The following is a 14,455-nucleotide window of genomic DNA, read 5'->3' on the forward strand; positions in this document are numbered from 1 at the left end:
ATGAACAGCAAGCCGCCCACACCGACGATCGAAGCCGCACACCGGGAGCAACACGCGAGGCTCCCGTTCGACGACACCCGTGACTTCGCCGACGCCGACCGCGGATTCATCGCGGCCCGGCAACCCTGCGTCATCACCGCCGCAGACGGCCGCGTCGTGTGGGACAACGACGTCTATGCGTTCCTGACCGGTGACGCGCCGGCCACGGTGCACCCCAGCCTGTGGCGGCAGTCGATGCTGGTGGCCAAGCAGGGGCTCTACGAGGTGGTCCCCGGGATCTACCAGGTCCGCGGCTTCGACCTGTCCAACATCACGTTCGTCGAGGGCGACACCGGCGTCATCGTGATCGATCCGCTGGTGTCCACCGAGGTGGCCGCTGCTGCGCTGGCGCTCTATCGCGAACACCGGGGTGACCGCGAGGTGCGCGCGGTGATCTACACCCACAGCCACGTCGACCATTTCGGCGGTGTGCTGGGCGTCACCACGCAGGCCGACGTCGACGCGGGCCGCGTCGCGGTGCTGGCCCCCGAGGGGTTCACCGCCCATGCGGTGCAGGAGAACGTCTACGCCGGCACGGCGATGACCCGACGCGCCGCATACATGTACGGCACCGTCCTCGAACGCGGCCCCCAGGGCCAGGTCGGCTGCGGTCTCGGCCAGACCCCGTCGACCGGGGAGGTGGCGATCATCGTCCCGACCGTCGACATCCGCACCACCGGCGAGAAACACACCATCGACGGGATCGAGATCGCGTTCCAGATGGCGCCCGGCACCGAGGCCCCCGCCGAAATGCATTTCTACTTCCCGCGTTTCCGCGCGTTGTGCATGGCCGAGAATGCCACCCACAACCTGCACAACCTGCTGACGTTGCGCGGTGCGCTGGTGCGCGATCCGCACGGTTGGGCCGGGTACCTGACCGAGGCCATCGACACCTTCGCCGACCGCGCCGACGTGGTGTTCGCGTCCCACCACTGGCCGACCTGGGGCCGCGAGCGCATCGTGGAATTCCTGTCCCTGCAACGCGACCTGTACGCCTACCTGCACGACCAGACGCTGCGTCAACTCAACCAGGGCTACACCGGCATCGAGATCGCCGAGGACTTCGCGATGCCGCCTGCGCTGGAGCAGGCCTGGCATGCCCGCGGCTACTACGGGTCGGTCAGCCACAACGTCAAGGCGGTCTACCAGCGCTACATGGGCTGGTTCGACGGCAACCCGGCCCGGCTGTGGCCGCACCCGCCCGAGGCCATCGGCCCTCGCTACGTGGAGGCGATGGGCGGCCTCGACCGGGTGGTCGAACTCGCCCAGCACGCCTTCGATGACGGCGACTTCCGTTGGGCAGCAACGCTACTCGACCATGCGATCTTCACCGACGAGAACCACGCCGGAGCGCGGCAGCTGTACGCCGACACCCTCGAGCAACTGGCCTACGGTGCCGAGACCGCGACGTGGCGCAACTTCTTCCTCGGCGGCGCGACCGAGCTGCGCGACGGGAACTTCGGCACGCCGGTGCAGGCCAACTCGACGTCGATGGTCGGCCAACTGAGCCCGGAGCAGATGTTCGACGTGCTGGCGATCAGCGTCAACGGGCCTCGCGCGTGGGACCTGGACCTGGCGTTCGACATCACCTTCTCGGATACGTCGGCGAACTATCGGCTGACGCTGCGCAACGGTGTGCTGGTCTATCGCAACACCCCTGCCGACGAGGCGACCGCGCAGGCGACCGTCCGGCTGGAGAACAAGCTGCGCCTGCTGACCCTGGCCGCCGGTGACACCAGCTCTCCGGGCGTGGAGATCACCGGCGATGCCGGGGTGCTGGCGGCGCTGGTGTCGGTGCTGGACAAGCCGGATCCCAACTTCGCGATCGTCACCCCCTGACACCCCCGCGGACGTATCGGGCTAGGGGATGCCGCCGTCGGCGCGCACGATCGATCCGGACGTGAAGCTCGACGCGTCCGACATCAGGAACAGTGCCGCGCCGACGATCTCGCGCGGCTGCCCGGCGCGCTGCAACGCGCTGCCGCCGAAGGCCTTGTCGGTGTCGAAGGTCCACGCCTTGCTGATGTCGGTCAGAAACGGCCCGGGCATCAGCGTGTTGACCCGCACGGTCGGCCCGTAGGCCAGCGCGAGCGCTTCGGTCATGGCGTTGAGGCCGGCCTTGGCCGCCGCGTACGGGATGAACGACGGATCGGGACGCAGCGACCCGTGGGTGCTGACGTTGACGATCGCCCCGCCGCCGTCGGCGACCATGCGTTCGCCGACCAGCACCGACAACCGGAACGGCCCCTTGAGGTTGAGGTTCAGCACCGAGTCGAACAGCTTCTCGGTGACCGAGCTCAGCGAGTCGTACAGCGGCGACATGCCGGCGTTGTTCACCAGCACGTCGACCTTGCCGAACCGGTCGTAGGCGGCGTCGACCAGGCCGTCGAGTTCGTCCCACCGCCCGACGTGCACCTGGTGGGCCAGCGCGGCACGCCCGGTCTCGGCGGTGATCTCCTCGGCGGTGGCCACGCACGCGTCGTACTTGCGGCTGGCGATCACCACGTCGGCGCCGCAGCGCGCCGCCGCGAACGCCATCTCCCGGCCCAGCCCGCGGCTACCGCCGGTGACCAGCACCACCCGTCCGGTCAGATCGAACAGCGAATCGGCATATCCACCCACGCGCCCTATGGTGACACGGTGCAATTGCTTCTGGTCCGACATGCGCTGCCGCTGCGCAGCGAGCCCGGGCAGGGGTCCGATCCCAGCCTGTCCGCCGAGGGCGTCGAGCAGGCCAAGCGCCTGCCCGACGCGCTGGCCCGCTTCCCGATCACCCGCCTGGTCAGCAGCCCGCAGATACGTGCCGTGGAGACGGCGCAGCCGCTCGCCGACGCGCTCGGTCTCGCGGTCGAGGTCGACGATCGGCTCGCCGAGTACGACCGCGACCTGACGCACTACATCCCGATCGAGCAGATCGCGGCCGAGCGGCCGGACGAACTGCAGCGGCTGATCGACGGCCACCTGCCCAGCGGCGTCGACGAAGCCGAGTTTCTGGGCCGCGTCCGCGCCGCGGTCGACGATCTGGTCGGCGCCGCCGACCACGACGACACCGTCGCGCTGTTCAGCCATGGCGGGGTGATCAACGTGCTGTTGCACCAGATCCTGCGCACCGAACGGCTGCTGTCGTTCAACGTGGACTACGCGTCGGTGACGCGGCTGCTGCACTCGCGGCAGTTCGGGTTGTCGGTGGCAGGGGTCAACGCCGTCGAACACGTGTGGGACTTATTGCCCAGAAACAAGCGGTGGTAGAAAGTCACCCGTGACTGACCTCGACGGGCTCGATCTGACCGCGCTGGACCGCCATCTGCGGGAGGTCGGAGTGCCGCGCAGCGGGGATCTGCGTGCCGAGCTGATCGCCGGCGGCCGGTCCAACCTGACCTTCCTGGTGGCCGACGACGCGTCGAAATGGGTGCTGCGGCGGCCGCCTCTGCACGGTCTCACCCCGTCGGCGCACGACATGGCGCGGGAGTACCGGGTGGTGGCCGCGCTGACCGACACCGCGGTGCCGGTCGCCCGTGCGGTGACGATGCGCAACGACGACTCGGTGCTCGGCGCGCCGTTCCAGATGGTCGAGTACGTCGAGGGCCGGGTGGTGCGGCACACCGACCAGCTGCAGGCGCTCGGCGACGAATCCACGATCCACGCCTGCGTCGACGCGCTGATCACGGTGCTCGCCGACCTGCACGCAGTGGACCCCGACGAGGTCGGCCTGAGCGACTTCGGTAAGCCGAGCGGTTACCTGGAACGCCAGGTCCGGCGCTGGGGTTCACAGTGGGAGCTGGTCAAGCGTCCCGACGACCCGTGCGACGCCGACGTCACGAAGCTGCACAGGCTGCTCGGCGACGCGCTGCCGCCGCAGAGCCGGACGTCGATCGTGCACGGCGACTACCGCATCGACAACACCATCCTCGACAACGACGACCCGACCAAGGTCATCGCGGTGCTGGACTGGGAGATGTCGACGCTGGGCGACCCGCTCAGCGACGCCGCGCTGATGTGCGTGTACCGGCATCCGACGTTCAACCTCGTCCACGTCGACGCGGCCTGGGCGTCGCCGCTGATCCCGCCGGCCGACCAACTGGCCGAGAAGTACTCGAAGGCCGCCGGCCAACCGCTCGACCACTGGGACTTCTACATGGCGCTGGCGTACTTCAAACTGGCCATCATCGGCGCCGGGATCGCCTACCGGGCCCGCGAGGCCGGAGTCACCGACGACTCGGACAAGGTCGGCGAGGCCATCGGCCCGCTGATCGCGGCAGGACTGGAACAGCTGTCATGACAGGTCGCGCCGCAACCGCCACGCCACCGCGCTGAGGTAGACCCACAACGCCCCGCCGCCGAACCACACCGGCAGGTAGTTCACCGAGTCCGCGGTGACCGCGGCACTGACGCCCAAATACGCCGAGACGGCGAAGACGACTGCGGCGGCGGCGAGCGACGACCACCGCCACCCGGGCCGACCCACGGTCGCGAAGTGCCGGGCAAACGCCAGGCAAGCGCACGCCACGGCGACGAACCCGAGCGCACTCGCCGCGCTGTGCACCTGCGCCGACGTGCTTGGTGCGGCGGGCATCGAGGCACCCGGCGGGAAACCGGCCATCGGGTCGGTAGGACTGAGTCCCGCCACCACTCCCGCCAGCACCCCGTACAGGCCGAGGCCCACCGCGCTCACCCGGCCGGCGCGACGAAAGCCGAGGGCGCGCCACACCCCGACCGCGTAGGCAACGATCAGCAGTCCGCTGACGATGAAGTTGGTGGTCTGAAGCCAGCCCCAATCGCCCAGCGCCAGCTGAGAATTGGCGTGGCGTGCCGGCTGGAAGCCGGGCCGGGTTAACGCGGAAACCAGCGAAACGAACACCAACAGTGCACCGGCGACCGGTCCCGCGCCCAGCAGGGTCCGGGTCAGGCGCACCGCGCTCCTAGTGCGCCAGGAGATTCTTCTTGGCGGCCCGGCGCAGCTGGAACATCCGCACCGCGCCGACGGCCACGGTGATCAGGCCACCGGCGACGGCCGCGAACAGAATGGCGACGCCCAGTGGCAGGCTCCAGCGCCAGCCCAGGAACGCGAACTCCGCGGACTCGGTGTTCTGTGCGATGAAGATCAGCAGCACGATCAGGATCAGGAAGCCCAGCGTCAACGACGCCCACAGCGCCGCGGCTCTGGTCCGGTGTACCGCCGACTCGCGCTTGGGCGCACTTCCCGTCGGGGGAGTGGCGGGGGCGTCGAAGGAGGTCGGTTCCGGCGACGACGCGGACGGATCGCTGGTCATTACTCAATCATTGCCCGAAAACGCATTGAATGAAACCACCCGGGCTGGTGTCGTAAGGTCAGGCGGATGAACCGGTCCCGGCACACCCGGCCTGCCGTTGTCACGACCGTCCTCGCGGTCATCGCCATGCTGCTCGCCGCCTGCGGCAGCTCCAACCCGCTCGGTGGCGGGGAGATCTCCGGAGACCTGAAATCGATCCGGATCGGTTCCGCCGACTTCACCGAGTCGAAGATTCTCGCCGAGATCTACGCCCAGGCCTTGGAGGTCAACGGCTTCACCATCTCGCGCAACTTCGGTATCGGCAGCCGGGAGACCTACATCCCTGCGGTACAGGATCATTCGATCGACCTGATCCCGGAGTACACCGGCAATCTGCTGCAGTACTTCGACGCCGACAGCACCGCGACCACGCCCGACGAGGTGCTGCTGGACCTTTTGCGGGTCCTGCCGGGCAGTCTGTCGATCCTCTATCCCTCGCCCGCGGAAGACAAGGACACCCTCGCCGTGTCGGAGGAGACCGCGCAGCGCTGGAACCTCCGGACGATCGGGGACCTCGCCGCCTATTCACCGGAGGTGAAAGTCGGTGCGCCGTCGGAGTTCCAGACCCGACAGACCGGTCTGGTCGGTCTGAAGGAGAAGTACGGCCTCGACATCGCGCCGGCGAACTTCATCGCGATCAGCGACGGTGGCGGCCCCGCGACGGTCAAGGCGCTGACCAATGGAACCGTCACCGCGGCCAACATCTTCAGTACCTCTCCGGCCATCGAGCAGAGCCGGCTGGTGGTTCTGGAGGACCCCGAGAACGTGTTCCTGGCCGCGAACGTGGTGCCGCTGGTCGCGTCGCAGAAGATGTCCGACGAACTTAAGACCGTCCTGGATGCCGTCAGTGCCAAGTTGACCACCGAAGCGCTGATCGAACTGAACACCTCCGTGGAGGGGAATCAGGGTGTGGATCCCGACGAAGCCGCGGCGACGTGGATCGCCGAGAACGGTTTCGACCAGCCGATGGGGAAGTGAGTCGTGATCAATTTCGAGCACGTCACCAAGAAATACCCCGACGGCACCGTGGCGGTCGACGACCTGTCGCTGGAGGTCCCGCAGGGCACGCTGACGGTGTTCGTGGGGCCGTCGGGCTGCGGTAAGACCACGTCGATGCGGATGATCAACCGGATGATCGACCCGACCTCGGGCACGCTGACGGTCGACGGGAAGGACGTCACGAAGGTCGACGCTGTGAAGCTGCGTCTGGGCATCGGCTACGTGATCCAGAGCGCCGGGCTGATGCCGCATCTGCGTGTCGTCGACAACGTCGCCACGGTCCCGGTGCTACGCGGTGAATCCCGGCGCAGCGCACGAAGATCTGCGATCGCGGTGATGGAGCGGGTCGGGCTGGATCCGAAGTTGGCCGACCGCTATCCGGCTCAGCTCTCCGGCGGTCAGCAGCAGCGCGTCGGGGTGGCCCGCGCGCTCGCCGCGGACCCGCCCATCCTGTTGATGGACGAGCCGTTCAGTGCCGTCGACCCGGTCGTGCGGGAGGATCTGCAGACCGAGATCCTGCGTCTGCAGAACGAGTTGCACAAGACGATCGTTTTCGTCACCCACGACATCGACGAAGCTCTCAAGCTCGGGGAGAAGGTGGCGGTGTTCGGCCGCGGCGGAGTGCTGCAGCAGTACGACGCACCCGCCCGGCTGCTGTCCAATCCGGCCAACGACGCCGTCGCCGCGTTCGTCGGGGCCGACCGCGGCTACCGCGGGCTGCAGTTCTACCACGCGACAGGTCTGCCGCTGCACGACATCCGGCATGTCGGGGAGCCCGAGATCGATGCGCTGGCACTCGGAGCGGGGGACTGGGTGCTGGTGACCCGTCCCGACGGCGCGCCGTACGCATGGATCGACGCCGACGGAGTCGAGTTGCACCGCAACGGCGGATCGCTCTACGACAGCACGATCGCGGGGGGCTCACTGTTCCGGCCCGACGGCACGCTGCGGCTGGCGCTGGATGCGGCGTTGTCTTCGCCGTCGGGGCTGGGCGTGGCCGTCGACGCCGCCGGGCAGGTGCTCGGCGGGGTGAAAGCCGACGACGTGCTCGCCGCGCTGGACGAACAGCGCGCGGCGGGCCAGAGGTAGCGCCGATGCGGTATCTGGTCACCCACCTCGACACGCTCTGGGAGCTGACGCTGATCCACCTGCGGCTGTCGCTGATCCCGATCGTGCTGGGCCTGTTGATCGCGGTGCCACTCGGGGCACTCGTGCAGCGCACCACCGCGTTGCGCCGCCTGACCACGGTGACCGCCAGCATCGTGTTCACGATCCCGTCGCTGGCCCTGTTCGTGGTGCTGCCGTTGATCATCCCCACCCGGATCCTCGACGAGGCCAACGTGATCGTGGCGCTCACGCTCTACACGGTCGCGCTGCTGGTGCGTGCGGTACCCGAAGCGCTGGACGCGGTGTCGCCCGCCGTGCTCGACGCGGCCACCGCCGTCGGCTACCGGCCCCTGACGCGGATGCTGAAAGTAGAACTGCCACTGGCGCTTCCGGTGCTGGTCGCCAGTCTGCGGGTGGTCGCCGTGACCAACATCTCGATGGTCGCGGTCGGGTCGGTCATCGGTATCGGCGGCTTGGGCACCTGGTTCACGGAGGGCTACCAGGCCAACAAGAGCGACCAGATCGTCGCCGGCATCATCGCGATCTTCGTGCTGGCGATCGTCATCGACACGCTGATCATGGCTGTCGGCAAACTGCTGACGCCGTGGACCCGCGGCCAGCGGCCCGCCGCGGCCAAGGCGGGAGCACCGGCGTGAACTTCCTGCACGAGGCACTGGCGTACCTCTTCACCGCATCGAACTGGGGCGGCCCGGCCGGCCTGGCGGCGCGCACCGTCGAGCATCTGCAGTACACCGGCATCGCGGTGTTCTTCTCGGCGCTGATCGCCGTGCCACTGGGCATGGTCATCGGGCACACCGGTCGCGGCACCTTCCTCGTCGTCACCGGCGTGAACGCGTTGCGTGCGCTGCCGACGCTCGGCGTGCTGCTGCTCGGTGTACTGCTGTGGGGGCTGGGCCTGGTCCCGCCCACGGTGGCGCTGATGCTGCTGGGCATCCCGCCGCTGCTGGCCGGTACCTATTCCGGCATCGCCAACGTCGACCGGACGGTCGTCGACGCGGCGCGGTCGATGGGCATGACCGAACGCCGCATTCTGCTGCGGGTCGAGACCCCCAACGCGATGCCGCTCATCCTGGGCGGACTGCGCACCGCGACCCTGCAGATCGTCGCCACCGCGACGGTGGCCGCGTATGCCAGCCTCGGCGGTCTGGGCCGCTATCTGATCGACGGCATCAAAGTCCGGGAGTTCTATCTGGCCTTGGTGGGGGCGCTGATGGTCACCGTGCTGGCACTGGTCCTCGACGCGGTGCTGGCCTTCGCGGTCTGGCTGTCGGTGCCGGGCAGCGGCCGATGGGATCGATTGCGCCGCATGCCGCAGCCGCTTCTCGGTGACGAGGTGAAGCTGGAGGCCCGGTCTTCGGCAAGCAGCGTATCCCCCCGCACGCCTCCGACGGCGTCGCCTACGGTATAGGGGTGAGTGAAGCCGATCGCTCTGGCGAACGCGAGGTGCAACGAGCCGTGCTGACCTGGCGGGCCCATGACGAGCCGCGAATGGAATCGGCTCGCGTGCAGCTGTCCGGTAACCGCATCAAGGCCTACGGTCGCATCGTCAACGCGGCGACCTCGACGCACCCGGCCTTCAGCATGTCCTACGACCTGGTCACCGACGAGCACGGCGCGACCAAGCGCCTGTCGCTGACCGTGACGCTGGCCGAGCGCGAGCGGCAGCTCTCCATCGCCCGCGACGAGGAGAACATGTGGCTGGTGCAGGAGCATGCCGGCCAGACCCGGCGGTCGGCGTTCGACGGCGCACTCGACGTCGACGTGCTGCTCAGCCCGTTCTTCAACTCGTTGCCGATCCGTCGGCTGGGCCTGCACCTCGACGGCGGGCCGGTCACCCTGCCGGTCGTCTACGTGCGGGTACTGCCCGAGCTGTCAGTGGACGTAGCCAACATGAGCTACACGCCGGGCGCCGACGGGATCAAACTGCACTCACCGGTCGCCGAGACCACGCTGTCGGTGGACGCCGACGGATTCATCCTCGACTATCCCGGGTTGGCAGCGCGGATCTGATCACCCCGCCGGCGCGCCCCGCCGCGGCCAGTTCGTCGCGCCATCCCTCCTCGCCGATCACCACGGTGACGATCTCGGGCCGGGCGAAGCGCTCGTAGCGGATCCGCGCGGCGTGCCCCGCCTCGACCAGGTCGGCCACCGACTGGTGCTCCGTCAAGTGCGTGCGCGCCTCGGTCAGCAACCCAAGGGCGTGATCGAGTACCGGCAGCAGCTGTGCGGCGTTGGCCTCACACATCGCGCGGACGAGATCCGGCGCCGTCGCCGCCACCCGAGTGCCGTCCCGGAAGGACCCGGCAGCCAGCGCGAACGCGAGCGGCACCTCACCGGCGGTGGCGGCCAGCGCTTCGGCGAGCAGGTGCGGCAGGTGCGAGATGGTGGCTGCGGCGGCGTCATGTTCGTCCGAGCGGGCCGGCACCACGACCGCCCCGCAGTCCAGGGCCAGCGCCATCACCTCGGTCCAGACCGCCGGATCGACGTGGTCGTCGACGCTGACCACCCACGCCGCGTGGTGAAACAGCCCGGCCTCGCCGGCGGCCCAGCCCGAGTGCGCGGTCCCGGCCATCGGATGGCCGCCGACGAACCGCTCGAGCAACCCGGCCTCGGCGACCTCGTCGAGCACCGCGCCCTTGACGCTGGTGACGTCGGTCAGCGGACAGTGCGGGGCCACGGCACTGACGTGGCGCAACATCTGCGGCAGAGCCGGAACCGGCACCGCCAGCACGATCAGTGCGTCGGTCTGGGCGGCACGGCGCAGGGCGTCATCGAGGCCGGCGGTGGCGTCGAACCCATCGGCGCGGGCGGCCGCGACGCCCTCGATCGACCGGTTGTATCCGAACACCTGCCGGCCGGCCTGGTGGGCGGCACGCATCAGCGAGCCGCCGATCAGGCCCAGCCCGAGCACGCATACCGGTGTCTTCGCCACGGTTCCAGGTTGACACACCGGCCCGGCCGACTGACCGCCAGGAGGGACGGACGCGCTGGTCAACGCGTTGAACCAGGACTACGGTTAGCTGCCATGGGAGCGCAGCGTGCACAGACGCAGGAGCAGGTGGTGGATGCTCCTGACGGCTTCGGTGTGGCGGTCGTCCGCGAGGACGGCAAGTGGCGGTGCAGCCCGTTGCGGCCGGCGGCGCTGACCAGCCTCAAGGCTGCCGAGACCGAGCTGTGCGAGTTGCGCAGCGCGGGCGCGGTTTTCGGTCTGCTCGACGTCGATGACGAATTCTTCGTGATCGTCCGGCCCGCGCCGCGCGGCACCCGGCTGCTGCTGTCGGACGCGACGGCCGCGCTGGACTACGACATCGCCGCCGAGGTGCTCGAGCGCCTCGACGCCGACATCGACGACGAAGACCTCGATGACGCCGACCCGTTCGAAGAAGGCGACCTCGGCGTGCTCTCCGACATCGGGCTGCCCGAACCAGTGCTGTCGATCATCCTGTCCGAAACCGACCTCTACGCCGACGAGCAGGTGGGTCGGATCGCGCGGGAGATGGGGTTCGCCGACGAGCTGTCGGCGGTCCTGGACCGATTGGGCCGGTGAGTTCTGCCGACGAGGCGCTGATCCGCGCCGCCCTGGAGGCGGCATCTTCGGCCGGTCCGCGCGACGTGCCGATCGGAGCGGTCGTCGTGGCCGCCGACGGCACCGAGCTGGCCAGGGCGGCCAACGCCCGGGAGGCATCGGGGGACCCGACGGCCCATGCCGAGATCCTGGCGCTGCGCGCGGCGGCGGTGGCGCTCGGCGACGGCTGGCGTTTGGAGGGCGCGACTCTGGCGGTGACCGTCGAGCCGTGCACGATGTGCGCGGGCGCGCTGGTGATGGCCCGCATCGGGCGTTTGGTGTTCGGCGCCTGGGAGCCCAAGACCGGCGCGGTCGGCTCGTTGTGGGACGTGGTACGCGACCGGCGGCTGACCCACCGGCCCCAGGTGCGCGGCGGGGTGCTGGCCGACGAGTGCGCCCGCCCGCTGGAGGAGTTCTTCGCCCGGCAGCGCTGAGGGTCTTCCGTCGTGGGTTCACGCTCGCGGACCACGCGGGTTTGGGATCGCGGCGGGTCGGTCGGTAAGCTGCCACACGGTGGCGTGTCCGAGCGGCCTAAGGAGCACGCCTCGAAAGCGTGTGACGGGTAACCCCCGTCCGAGGGTTCAAATCCCTCCGCCACCGCCATAGCCCCCTGGTTGTTTACGCAGCTAGGGGGCATTTTTATATTTGCTGTGCGATCAGCTGCCCACGATTTACCCCCTTTTTGCTCACGCTTGTCAGCGAATACGACTGATCTAGCGTGATGCCGACGGCGTCGAGATCGGTGTCGAACAGGTCGGCGTAGGTGTCCAGCGTGACCTTGGCCGAGGTGTGCCCAAACATTTTCAGTATCGACACACTGCGACCGAAACCGTCGTTCTAGCAACGACTATGGGGTGGGGTGTGTACCCCGTGCGAATCAGCGCAAGGCGATCCCCGTCTCGCTCCCGTAGGCCCGAAACGGAGACTAGCGGCCTGAACGGCTGGCGGCTCGCCAGATGCGGCGGATCTCCTCGTCGCGTTCTTCATCGGTACCAAACGGGGCTACTGAGCTGTTGCGCAACAATCGTCGGCGAAACCGAATCCGGAGATCCTCGTCCGACCACGCGCGCTGACGTGACGATTCGCACTCGTCCGCTTCGGGCTCATGCACCGTCGTTGCGTGGTTCAGTCGGATCACTGTCTTGTATTTCATCGGTAGCCTCGTCTTCCCCTGTGGCGTTTACGCTACTACCCGAGTCCGGAGGAAGTTGAATCACATCTGTGAGATTCAACCCCTTGGAATATGTACTCACATAAAGTTTTTCAGCGTGCTCAGCGAACTCGTACTCCGCGAGCGGCTTTACCGGTAGCCCGAGTTCTTTCGCTTGGTCGATAGAGATGACGTACCCGTGCGTCGGATAGTCCTCCATCAACTGTCGTGGAACCGTACGCGCTAGCTCTGGCGGGCAGTCATTCCGCGTGAGCATCAATCGCCTGCCGTACTCAACTGCCACACGGAGAAGGGTGTTCGACCAATGCAGCATTGTCGGATCGAGCTTCGCTACCACCGGCTGCAGAAACTTGGCGGCGAAGTCAAGCATCGCCGTTAGCGACTCAGATCGGCTTAGCTGAGTAGCCTGAAGGACCGTGGCCCCACCGCCTATCGCAATGTCCATGGCGGTTGTCACCAGGTCATCGATACTTCTCGTTCGATCCAACGCCGAGATGGTGATGCCCTCTTGCTCGTACCCGATCTGCGCATCCAATGGCCCAAGCTCAGCGCCCGGTGCCATGTAAATCTCGTCACCAACCAAGCTGAGCAGTGTGGCCGCAGACTTCGCGTAGTCGGGGACGACAATCCGGATGTGGCTAGCCACACTCCGCAACATTAACCCGATCTTGTATGCGCAGTCTCCGTCGCCACCCGGCGACTCCAACCAGACGTCTAAGGTGGTGCTGTCTTTCGTGGCAGGATCGAGGGGCTGCAGCGCTTTGCGAATCAGCTCCACGGTCTGGCGATTGATCGAGGTCTGCGGACCGTGCTGCAGCAAAGCCAGGATGACGACCTTGCGCTCGCGCGCAGGCTCCTGATTTTCGACACTCCCGCTCGCAGGCGCTGCCGACAACCGCTTCTTTACCTGCGGTTTTCGCAGCTCAGGCTGTGTCACAAATCCCCCCGAGGTCCTTCCATGACCCACTGGTGAGATAGTGCCACGCCACGCAGGCCATTAAACGTGTTCAGTTGGCAATCACTTAGGCGTCGCTCCCGCGAGCCTCGCGGGACTCCAACCAGCTTTCGATCCAGCGCCGCCGCAGCGCGGGGACTTCCTCGCGGACGGTTTCCTCGGCGTCGGACCAAATGGCGTCAATTGCGGCCTGGGACGAGACGTCACGCGCGCCGCGGTGCCGCTGTTTCTCCATGCGAATAGCTGGCATCAGCGGGCACCCCTCCTGCTACGGTCAAAACCTATGGTACCGGTGTGACGTATGTGACTCATGTTGCTAATCCTTCGCTAGATAACGATTATGCATCAGACCTTGCTCATTAGTGTTCGGCAATCGCGAACGCGATAGCCAGGAGGTCCGCGACCAACGCCACTAGCTGCTTGTCTGTATCCACCAAGCTTCCGGCCCTGGGCGCGTCAATCGTCACCATCCCGTAACCGTCGGCATCGTTGTGGATGCTGGCTGAAATGAACGTCTTGTAACCGGAGCGAGTTCCCCGGTAGTCGACGTCTCCCTCGTTCACCTTGTCGATATCGCGGATGAACAGCGGCTCACCTCCACGGCGAACGAACTCAAGTGCCCGTTCGCCACGCAGGGTCGTTCTAATGAATGGCTGCGGCTGAACGCTATTGCCTCTGCCGTGATAGCAAACACACTCCATATCCCCGTCCGCGTTTATCTGGTAAACCGTAGCCCTCAGCCGTGAGACGTCCTTCAGCAGTAGTCTCAAAGCCGATACAGCCTGTGTCGACACAGTTTTGATCGATTCACGGCGAACCGTGCGAGTTTGCGCTGGCATGTCTGCGATCAACTCAGCGACTGGTTGCAGCGCGTCTTTGATTGTGATTCGGAAGCGGTCAGCAACCTTCATATCCAGATTTGCCACCTCCTCGGACGCGCGCTGTTTAGCCCACAAGACGAGGCCGCCCACGACGATAGCCGCGAACCCTGACAACAAGTAGGCCCAGTCACCACGATCTGCGCGGTCCTGACCCAGTGTCATGAAAAACGCCCCAAGGGCGGGCGCGAGGACCCCGAAGACGATGAGTATCGGGCTGGGATAGGAATGGAGGAATAAGCCGATGGCGATCTGAACATCACTGAACCGACCTCGCTGATGAGCGCGGCTGGGGTCTGACATGGCCGAATGGTGGCAGCTTCTGCCCAAATTTAAGCGAAGGCGCGCCGTTGACCGGGGCAAACAGTGTCCTTACGCGAATATGGCTGGCAGAAGGCCAAGCAAGTAGGA

Annotated in this window: 17 protein-coding genes and 1 tRNA gene; 11 read left to right on the top strand and 7 right to left on the bottom strand. The window is 67.1% G+C overall.

Annotated elements, in window-relative coordinates:
* Positions 1-1,878 carry an alkyl/aryl-sulfatase gene (locus tag G6N31_RS22905; protein WP_098002199.1) on the top strand — a complete coding sequence of 626 codons (1,878 nt, stop codon included), beginning with the start codon at positions 1-3 and terminating at the stop codon, positions 1,876-1,878.
* A 21-nt stretch (positions 1,879-1,899) separates the two neighbouring features.
* On the opposite strand, the gene G6N31_RS22910 is transcribed toward G6N31_RS22905, so the two are convergent.
* The gene (locus G6N31_RS22910) at positions 1,900-2,703 is read right to left on the bottom strand and encodes an SDR family NAD(P)-dependent oxidoreductase (RefSeq protein WP_098002253.1); all 804 of its coding nucleotides are present in this window, start codon (positions 2,701-2,703) and stop codon (positions 1,900-1,902) included.
* Here G6N31_RS22910 and G6N31_RS22915 point away from each other — a divergent pair.
* Together G6N31_RS22915 and G6N31_RS22920 are read left to right on the top strand one after the other, a co-directional pair.
* A complete protein-coding gene (locus G6N31_RS22915) occupies positions 2,680-3,288 on the top strand; it encodes a histidine phosphatase family protein (protein WP_098002198.1) in 609 nt (202 codons plus the stop codon). The two genes, G6N31_RS22910 and G6N31_RS22915, sit on opposite strands and share 24 nt — an antisense overlap.
* 10 nt (positions 3,289-3,298) lie before the next feature.
* Positions 3,299-4,318 (top strand): phosphotransferase family protein, encoded by a 1,020-nt coding sequence (locus G6N31_RS22920; RefSeq protein ID WP_098002197.1) that lies wholly within the window; start codon positions 3,299-3,301, stop codon positions 4,316-4,318.
* Here the strand turns inward: G6N31_RS22920 and G6N31_RS22925 are convergent.
* Together G6N31_RS22925 and G6N31_RS22930 are read right to left on the bottom strand one after the other, a co-directional pair.
* A complete protein-coding gene (locus G6N31_RS22925) occupies positions 4,313-4,951 on the bottom strand; it encodes a DUF998 domain-containing protein (RefSeq protein ID WP_163722331.1) in 639 nt (212 codons plus the stop codon). The genes G6N31_RS22920 and G6N31_RS22925 overlap by 6 nt on opposite strands.
* 7 nt (positions 4,952-4,958) lie before the next feature.
* Positions 4,959-5,309, bottom strand: a complete 351-nt coding sequence (locus G6N31_RS22930) for a LapA family protein (protein ID WP_098002195.1) — start codon at positions 5,307-5,309, stop codon at positions 4,959-4,961.
* A 66-nt stretch (positions 5,310-5,375) separates the two neighbouring features.
* Here G6N31_RS22930 and G6N31_RS22935 point away from each other — a divergent pair, with 66 nt between their 5' ends.
* The 5 genes from G6N31_RS22935 to G6N31_RS22955 are packed head-to-tail and all read left to right on the top strand — an operon-like array spanning position 5,376 to position 9,485.
* Entirely contained in the window at positions 5,376-6,326 is a 951-nt protein-coding gene (locus G6N31_RS22935; protein WP_098002194.1) for an ABC transporter substrate-binding protein, read from the top strand.
* A 3-nt stretch (positions 6,327-6,329) separates the two neighbouring features.
* Positions 6,330-7,436, top strand: coding sequence for an ABC transporter ATP-binding protein (locus tag G6N31_RS22940; protein ID WP_098002193.1), 1,107 nt, complete (start codon positions 6,330-6,332; stop codon positions 7,434-7,436).
* Positions 7,437-7,441: 5 nt separating this feature from the next.
* Positions 7,442-8,110 carry an ABC transporter permease gene (locus tag G6N31_RS22945; RefSeq protein ID WP_098002192.1) on the top strand — a complete coding sequence of 223 codons (669 nt, stop codon included), beginning with the start codon at positions 7,442-7,444 and terminating at the stop codon, positions 8,108-8,110.
* A complete protein-coding gene (locus G6N31_RS22950) occupies positions 8,107-8,883 on the top strand; it encodes an ABC transporter permease (protein WP_098002252.1) in 777 nt (258 codons plus the stop codon). The genes G6N31_RS22945 and G6N31_RS22950 overlap by 4 nt, the downstream gene beginning before the upstream one ends.
* Before the next feature lie 2 nt (positions 8,884-8,885).
* Entirely contained in the window at positions 8,886-9,485 is a 600-nt protein-coding gene (locus G6N31_RS22955; RefSeq protein WP_098002191.1) for a putative glycolipid-binding domain-containing protein, read from the top strand.
* On the opposite strand, the gene G6N31_RS22960 is transcribed toward G6N31_RS22955, so the two are convergent.
* The gene (locus G6N31_RS22960) at positions 9,448-10,353 is read right to left on the bottom strand and encodes a prephenate dehydrogenase (protein ID WP_234815196.1); all 906 of its coding nucleotides are present in this window, start codon (positions 10,351-10,353) and stop codon (positions 9,448-9,450) included. The two genes, G6N31_RS22955 and G6N31_RS22960, sit on opposite strands and share 38 nt — an antisense overlap.
* Positions 10,354-10,500: 147 nt before the next feature.
* Here G6N31_RS22960 and G6N31_RS22965 point away from each other — a divergent pair, with 147 nt between their 5' ends.
* From G6N31_RS22965 to G6N31_RS22975, 3 genes are all read left to right on the top strand, one after another.
* Entirely contained in the window at positions 10,501-11,022 is a 522-nt protein-coding gene (locus tag G6N31_RS22965) for a tRNA adenosine deaminase-associated protein (RefSeq protein ID WP_098002189.1), read from the top strand.
* Positions 11,019-11,474, top strand: a complete 456-nt coding sequence (locus G6N31_RS22970) for a nucleoside deaminase (RefSeq protein WP_098002188.1) — start codon at positions 11,019-11,021, stop codon at positions 11,472-11,474. Before G6N31_RS22965 ends, G6N31_RS22970 begins: the two co-directional genes overlap by 4 nt.
* A gap of 78 nt (positions 11,475-11,552) precedes the next feature.
* Positions 11,553-11,643: transfer RNA gene (locus G6N31_RS22975), tRNA-Ser, on the top strand.
* Between the two features lie 36 nt (positions 11,644-11,679).
* On the opposite strand, the gene G6N31_RS27090 is transcribed toward G6N31_RS22975, so the two are convergent.
* From G6N31_RS27090 to G6N31_RS22985, 3 genes are all read right to left on the bottom strand, one after another.
* Positions 11,680-11,856: a hypothetical protein gene (locus G6N31_RS27090; protein ID WP_179964228.1), complete on the bottom strand. Its 177-nt coding sequence runs from the start codon at positions 11,854-11,856 to the stop codon at positions 11,680-11,682.
* Positions 11,857-12,143: 287 nt separating this feature from the next.
* Positions 12,144-13,148: an SDH family Clp fold serine proteinase gene (locus G6N31_RS22980; protein ID WP_163722333.1), complete on the bottom strand. Its 1,005-nt coding sequence runs from the start codon at positions 13,146-13,148 to the stop codon at positions 12,144-12,146.
* Positions 13,149-13,525: 377 nt separating this feature from the next.
* Positions 13,526-14,347 (bottom strand): GAF domain-containing protein, encoded by an 822-nt coding sequence (locus tag G6N31_RS22985; protein ID WP_098002185.1) that lies wholly within the window; start codon positions 14,345-14,347, stop codon positions 13,526-13,528.
* Between the last annotated feature and the right edge of the window lie 108 nt (positions 14,348-14,455).

The sequence above is a fragment of the Mycolicibacterium duvalii genome (assembly GCF_010726645.1).
Taxonomy (GTDB): Bacteria; Actinomycetota; Actinomycetes; order Mycobacteriales; family Mycobacteriaceae; genus Mycobacterium; species Mycobacterium duvalii.

What these genes read in the sequence shown, in the direction of transcription:
- G6N31_RS22930 (WP_098002195.1), bottom strand. Translation starts at nt 5,309, where the DNA reads ATGACCAGCGATCCGTCCGCGTCGTCGCCGGAACCGACCTCCTTCGAC.
- G6N31_RS22945 (WP_098002192.1), top strand. Translation starts at nt 7,442, where the DNA reads ATGCGGTATCTGGTCACCCACCTCGACACGCTCTGGGAGCTGACGCTG.
- G6N31_RS22985 (WP_098002185.1), bottom strand. Translation starts at nt 14,347, where the DNA reads ATGTCAGACCCCAGCCGCGCTCATCAGCGAGGTCGGTTCAGTGATGTT.
- G6N31_RS22910 (WP_098002253.1), bottom strand. Translation starts at nt 2,703, where the DNA reads ATGTCGGACCAGAAGCAATTGCACCGTGTCACCATAGGGCGCGTGGGT.
- G6N31_RS22935 (WP_098002194.1), top strand. Translation starts at nt 5,376, where the DNA reads ATGAACCGGTCCCGGCACACCCGGCCTGCCGTTGTCACGACCGTCCTC.
- G6N31_RS22965 (WP_098002189.1), top strand. Translation starts at nt 10,501, where the DNA reads ATGGGAGCGCAGCGTGCACAGACGCAGGAGCAGGTGGTGGATGCTCCT.
- G6N31_RS22960 (WP_234815196.1), bottom strand. Translation starts at nt 10,353, where the DNA reads ATGCGTGCCGCCCACCAGGCCGGCCGGCAGGTGTTCGGATACAACCGG.
- G6N31_RS22905 (WP_098002199.1), top strand. Translation starts at nt 1, where the DNA reads ATGAACAGCAAGCCGCCCACACCGACGATCGAAGCCGCACACCGGGAG.